Origin of the sequence: Ruegeria atlantica, from assembly GCF_013032505.1 — a bacterium.
GTDB classification, from domain to species: Bacteria; Pseudomonadota; Alphaproteobacteria; order Rhodobacterales; family Rhodobacteraceae; genus Ruegeria; species Ruegeria atlantica_F.
The window spans coordinates 1-5,187 of sequence record NZ_WQCG01000027.1; the positions used below are offsets into that span (position 1 = coordinate 1).

Here is a 5,187-nt window from a genome sequence, read left to right on the forward strand (position 1 = left end):
GCAACCTAGTTCACTGCAGCGTTGATGGGAGTTGTTATTATTGAGGGTGTGATTTGGCTGATTGTTCTTCCCCATTTTGTGACGGGGTTTTCTGCGATGAAGATGATGTCGTTGGATCGCATCTGGAATTGTGCGGCGAGGGTGAGTTGTGCGGCGTTTCGGATGTCGAGGTGCCAGGCGGTTACGGCGCCGAATTCTCGCGCGTCCTGCGAGGCGCGCAGGACGTAGACTTCGGATGCGTCGCCGGTTTCCTTGGCGATGCCGCCGCCGGTGTCGAACAGGGCATCGGCCAGGGTGGCGGTTTGGTTGAACGGCAGGGCATATCGGCCCTGGGTGCGCACCTCGCCGGACAGGTAGACATAGTCGCGGTCAACCGCGTCCAGCTCGATTGATTGGATGTAGTTGCTGCGGCGCTCGTCCAGGTCGGCGCGGCGCAGGTTGACGGCCACGTTCAGTTCTTGCAGGGCGGTCTGGCGGCCTTCCAGCACGGTTTCGCGTAGCGCGATCTGCTGGGCAAAGAAGCGCTCGGCCCGGTCCAGATCATAGTCGGTATCGACAAAGACCGAGTCATCGGCGATCAGGCTGAGGTTCTGCAATGCGGTGCGCGAATACAGGTCTTCGAGTGGGATCTGATACATCTGCCCGTCGCGGTAGATGCGGACCGAGGAATTGTCGATATCGCTGACCGAGACTGATCCTGCGGCCGCCAGCGCCTCGCCCAGGGTCAGCTGGGTCAGGGTGATGGGCTGGATGCCGGGCTGGCCGACGGCGCCGCCGACCGAGACGCGGCGCGAGTTGAACTCGGCGATTTCCAGGCTGAAGGTGGGGTCGATCTGGTTTTCCACCAGGCGCTGGAACAGCAGCGCCTCGGCCTCATCCACGGTCAGGTCGACCAGACGGACGCGGCCGACATCGGGGATGTTGATCGAGCCGTCATCCTGCACGGTATAGCCGTTGCGGCTGTTCTGTGCGGCCAGCAGGCCCGACAGCTCTCCGGCGGTGCCTTGGGTCGAGGGGGTCGACAGCACCAGCACGTCGCCGATGCCGATGGTGTAGGGGCCGGGATTGACCTGCGGCGGCGGGTCCAGCTGCAGCCCGGCGCGCGACCCGTCCTGGGTGGACGGTGCCTCGGGCAGGGGGCCGGTGCCGCGCAGGCTGGTGGAGGAGCCGGATCCGGCGGACAGTCCGAACACCGTTGGCAGGGTCTTGGGCGAATAAGGCGAACGGTTGGCGACCAGCACGGTCTCGGGCGTGACCGGTACAACGCGGACTTTACCGGCGTCTGAAACGCCTGCGGTGACTGACGGGCTGCGATAGATTGTCGAACACCCGGCCATCACAACACTCAGAGCCAGCGAACTGAGGAGAAGTGGAATATGGCGCACGATACGTCCTCTGCTGTTGGTAGTCTTAGCTGTCATTGGGCACATCCTTTATGAACATGTTGCCGAGGAAGTTGCCGGTCCATTGTGAGGATTGAACAATGCGTCCTGAACTGTTTTGCACCCAGTAAACGTTGGTAAAACGATCCGCCACCCCGAAGCATTCTTCCTGCCATTTTTCCGTCGCGACGGGGTTTCCGCGCTGCAAGACGGTCTCGGGCCCCAGGGTGTCGATCCGACATTCATAGGCCCGCAGGTTGACCTCGTCATCGCCGTCGAGAAAGCTGTGGAACCGTTCGGCCCGGCCCGGTCCGGCGCCCAGGATCCGCGCCGCGCTTTGGCGTACATCGGACGCCGACATGCCGTCGCCAAACCCCAGGGCCGAGGTCAGCATGCCACGTTCCAGCGTGATGGTGGCCCCATCGGCGGTCAGCCAGGTCTGTACGCCTGCGCGCTCGGTCTCAAGCAGCATGACACCGGCAAGATCGCGACTGGGAAACCCGACCTCAAGCCGGGGCGGGATCGGGCGGCGCGCGCCAAGGACTTCGGCGCGCGGATGGAACCGGGGCGCGTTTGGGAACAACGCGCTTTTTAACAGGTTGGCATCTTCCTGTGCTTCGCCGCAGGAGATCAGGGCCATGGCCAGCAGGGCGCTGCGCAGGACCTTCATCGCCAGAACCTCCCCCAGCCGCGCGACAGATCCTGCGCGCGCGCCTCGCGGGTCACGCCATACAACCGGTTGCGCACGTTCAGCCGCGCGCCGCCATCGCGCAGGACGGGGCGGATGGTCTGGGCGATCTTGTTGCGCGACGGGCGGCCGGTAAACCACGAGACCGGGATTTCCAGCCGGATACCCTTGTCGAACGAACCCTCGCCAAACTCTTCCGAGCTGACATTTGTCAGGGTAAAGAACGCGCCCACCTTGAAGCCGTTGTTGAACTCGCGATCCAGCGTGAAGGTGGCCCCATAGTCGCCGGCCAGATAGCGCCCGACATCGACCTGCGCGTGATACTCGCCCGGCAGATCGTAATAGGCCGAGACATGCCCGGTGAAGACGTTGTAATCTTGAAAACCAAACAGCACGTCAAAGTCGCGTTGGGCGACATAGTTGGCCTCGGCCCCGAGCGCCAGACGGCTGTTGTTGGGATACCAAAGCAGTTCGGTCGAAAGCCCGCCGAACATGGTTTCCAGATAGCCCAGCGTGGTGCGGGCATAAAGATCCTCGCCCGGCCGCCACATATACTCGGCGGTCATATGTTCGATCCGCAGGTTGGATTCGCGGGCATAGATGTTCCAGTCCGAGCGCACATGCGGCAGGGTCGAATCCGAGGCGCGGGTGCTGTCATCCAATGTGCTGAGGATCGGCTGGCGCATCCCGGTCGAAAAGGTCAGGCCCGGCGACACGGTGTAATCCAACTCCAGCGCGGCACCCAGTTCGTAACGCAGCGGGTCGTCGGGATCAAAGAACGAGAAGTTCAGATAGGGACCGAACCGGTAGGTAAAATGCGGAAAGGCATCGGTGAGGAAACCGCCCTGCACCAACGGCAACGTGTCCGAGATCTCGGCCCGGGCAAAGCTGCGCCAGGCGTTGTCGGGGTCATGCTCCAGTTCATAGAGGTCATCGCGGTTGACGCGCACCGCACTCAGCGGCACGCCGTTCGACATCAGCGCAATGTCGAAGTGTTCGGCCTGGGGCGGTTCTGTATTGGCCAGCACGCGGGCGGTGCGGCCGAGGGCCTGGGCGGCCTGCCCGTAGCGGTTGTTCTCTACCCCGACGCGGACAGTGTCGCCGCTGTCTGACAGATAGACCAGCCGCACCCCCTCCTGGTCCAGGGCAGATTGCATCCGCGCCCGAATGTCGCCACTGCTGCTGTTCGCCGTCGCGGCGGCGACCTGCGATTCAGGGAGCAACGGCGGCGGTGCGGCACCCTGACCGCCCGGTGTCACCGCTTTGCGCGGATTGACGAAATAGCTGTAGGTCAGCCCTAGCGAGGTGCCATAGAGATAAGAGGCCGTCAGCTGCGAACCGTTCCGGAACTGGTATTGGGCACCAAAATTGAAGGGTGATTTAACCCGGAAACTGTCGTTGACAGCTTCCGCTGTGTACAGGTCGGGCGAATACTCGGCCAGAAAGGTCAGCCGGTCATTATATTGCCAGCTGGCGCCGCCAAACAAAGCCGCATCGCCGCGGAACCAGTTGCCGAATTCGACCTCACCCCCCTGGCCGTTCGAGTTTGACGCGGGCCGGGTGTCGAACCGGCTGCCGAATATCCCCAGCGGGTTCGAGAACGCACCGCGCCCTGCCATGCGGCCCCATCCAATGCCGCCGGTCAGTTTGAACCGGTCCTGAAAGGTCTTGGTGGCCACGAAATATTCCGCGGCATAGATGCCGGTGCCGCCAAAATCGCGCAGCCCCATCACGATGGCCGGGCCATGCCTGCTTTCTTCGCGCAATCGGAAATGGACGTCAAAGCTGCGGTCATATCGGGTGCCGCTCGTGCCATCAAACCCGTCAATCACCGCATAACGGAAGCTACCATGCACCCAGGGCAGCATCTGAAACGTCATCGTTGCCCGAGCGGTGTTCCTGAGACCTGCGGCGGTAAAGACAAGCGTGCCATCATCGAACATCTCGGCGGTGGGAATCTCGATCAGCCCGGGTGTGCCATAGGTCGATACGGACTGCGCCTGCGCCATGCCCGTTACAATGGCGCATATAAAGACCAAGAGGGCCTTCCGCCTGATTGTCACCGCTCGAATAATCTTCACGTCGTTATGTCGCTTTTTGGACGACGGGCTAGACCTTTCGCCAATCCACGTCCCGCCTCAATTTGCTCGAGGGCTTATTTCCTTTGTGTTTGTGGTGCAAATACAATTCCACACGTAATTTAATTGGAAATCGCAATAATTGAATTCTACTTTAGGTTGAGTGAATTGCAGGAAACCTTCAAATTGCTGTTGCGATATCCGGACCTGATTCAGATCAAAAACGGGATTTATTGGCGATTGCCGCGCCCAAAACTGACTGTGGCATGCTCGCGACCGCCACGGTTGGGCGCGAGGGGGTCCACCGGTACCAAGGTCCTTGATCAGGCCCCGCCGCGGCGCACCATGACAGCAAGCGTCCGCCACACAACGCGCATCTCCATCGCAAGGCTGGAATTGGCGATATAGTAGAGATCGGCCTGAACCTTTTGATGCGTTGCATCTGTCCCTTCAATATAGCCCAGCTCGACCTGCGCCCATCCGCTGATGCCGGGGCGAACGTCGTGACGCTCCTGGTATCCGGGGACCTGCGCCAAGTACATGCGCGCATGTTCAATGTAATCGGGGCGGGGCCCGATCAGGCTCATCTCCCCTTTGAAAACATTAATGATTTGCGGCAACTCATCCAGGCGGCTCCGGCGCAGGAACCGTCCCAGCGGCGTGATCCTGTCTTCTTCCAGCGGGCAATCCGCGCTGCGCTCGATCTTCTGGACCGGGCGCATCGAGCGAAACTTATACGCCGTGAAAGATTTGCAGTTCCGGCCCATGCGCTCTTGCGAGAAAAACAGCGGCCCCTTGTTCCAGAACGGGTTCAAAACCAACAGAACACCACCACACAACAGCATCAGAGGCAGCAGGAAAAATGCACTGATCAACAGATCAAACGATCGTTTGAAACCATGAAACACCGACCGCGAAACAGGGTCAGAAATCCGCCGCTCACCAGCCGAACCAGACGCCTCGTGATCAGAAAAATTGGAATCAAACATATTTACTGTAAAGCCTAACCGTTATCTATCGTTAAACACGCAATGAGGGA

4 protein-coding genes are annotated in these 5,187 nt (G+C 60.7%); all 4 read right to left on the reverse strand.

Annotated features, from left to right (window positions below; genetic code table 11):
• Positions 1-5: 5 nt before the first annotated feature.
• Positions 6-1,421 (reverse strand): polysaccharide biosynthesis/export family protein, encoded by a 1,416-nt coding sequence (locus tag GOW92_RS24660; protein WP_170566514.1) that lies wholly within the window; start codon positions 1,419-1,421, stop codon positions 6-8.
• Entirely contained in the window at positions 1,411-2,052 is a 642-nt protein-coding gene (locus GOW92_RS24665; protein ID WP_170566518.1) for a YjbF family lipoprotein, read from the reverse strand. Before GOW92_RS24665 ends, GOW92_RS24660 begins: the two co-directional genes overlap by 11 nt.
• On the reverse strand, positions 2,049-4,109 hold the full coding sequence (locus tag GOW92_RS24670; RefSeq protein ID WP_254453161.1) for a YjbH domain-containing protein: 2,061 nt from the start codon (positions 4,107-4,109) through the stop codon (positions 2,049-2,051). Before GOW92_RS24670 ends, GOW92_RS24665 begins: the two co-directional genes overlap by 4 nt.
• A gap of 362 nt (positions 4,110-4,471) precedes the next feature.
• On the reverse strand, positions 4,472-5,137 hold the full coding sequence (locus GOW92_RS24675; protein WP_170566521.1) for a sugar transferase: 666 nt from the start codon (positions 5,135-5,137) through the stop codon (positions 4,472-4,474).
• Positions 5,138-5,187 lie beyond the last annotated feature (50 nt).

Coding starts and splice junctions, on each gene's coding strand:
- GOW92_RS24660 (WP_170566514.1), bottom strand. CDS start 1,421: ATGACAGCTAAGACTACCAACAGCAGAGGACGTATCGTGCGCCATATT.
- GOW92_RS24665 (WP_170566518.1), bottom strand. CDS start 2,052: ATGAAGGTCCTGCGCAGCGCCCTGCTGGCCATGGCCCTGATCTCCTGC.
- GOW92_RS24675 (WP_170566521.1), bottom strand. CDS start 5,137: ATGTTTGATTCCAATTTTTCTGATCACGAGGCGTCTGGTTCGGCTGGT.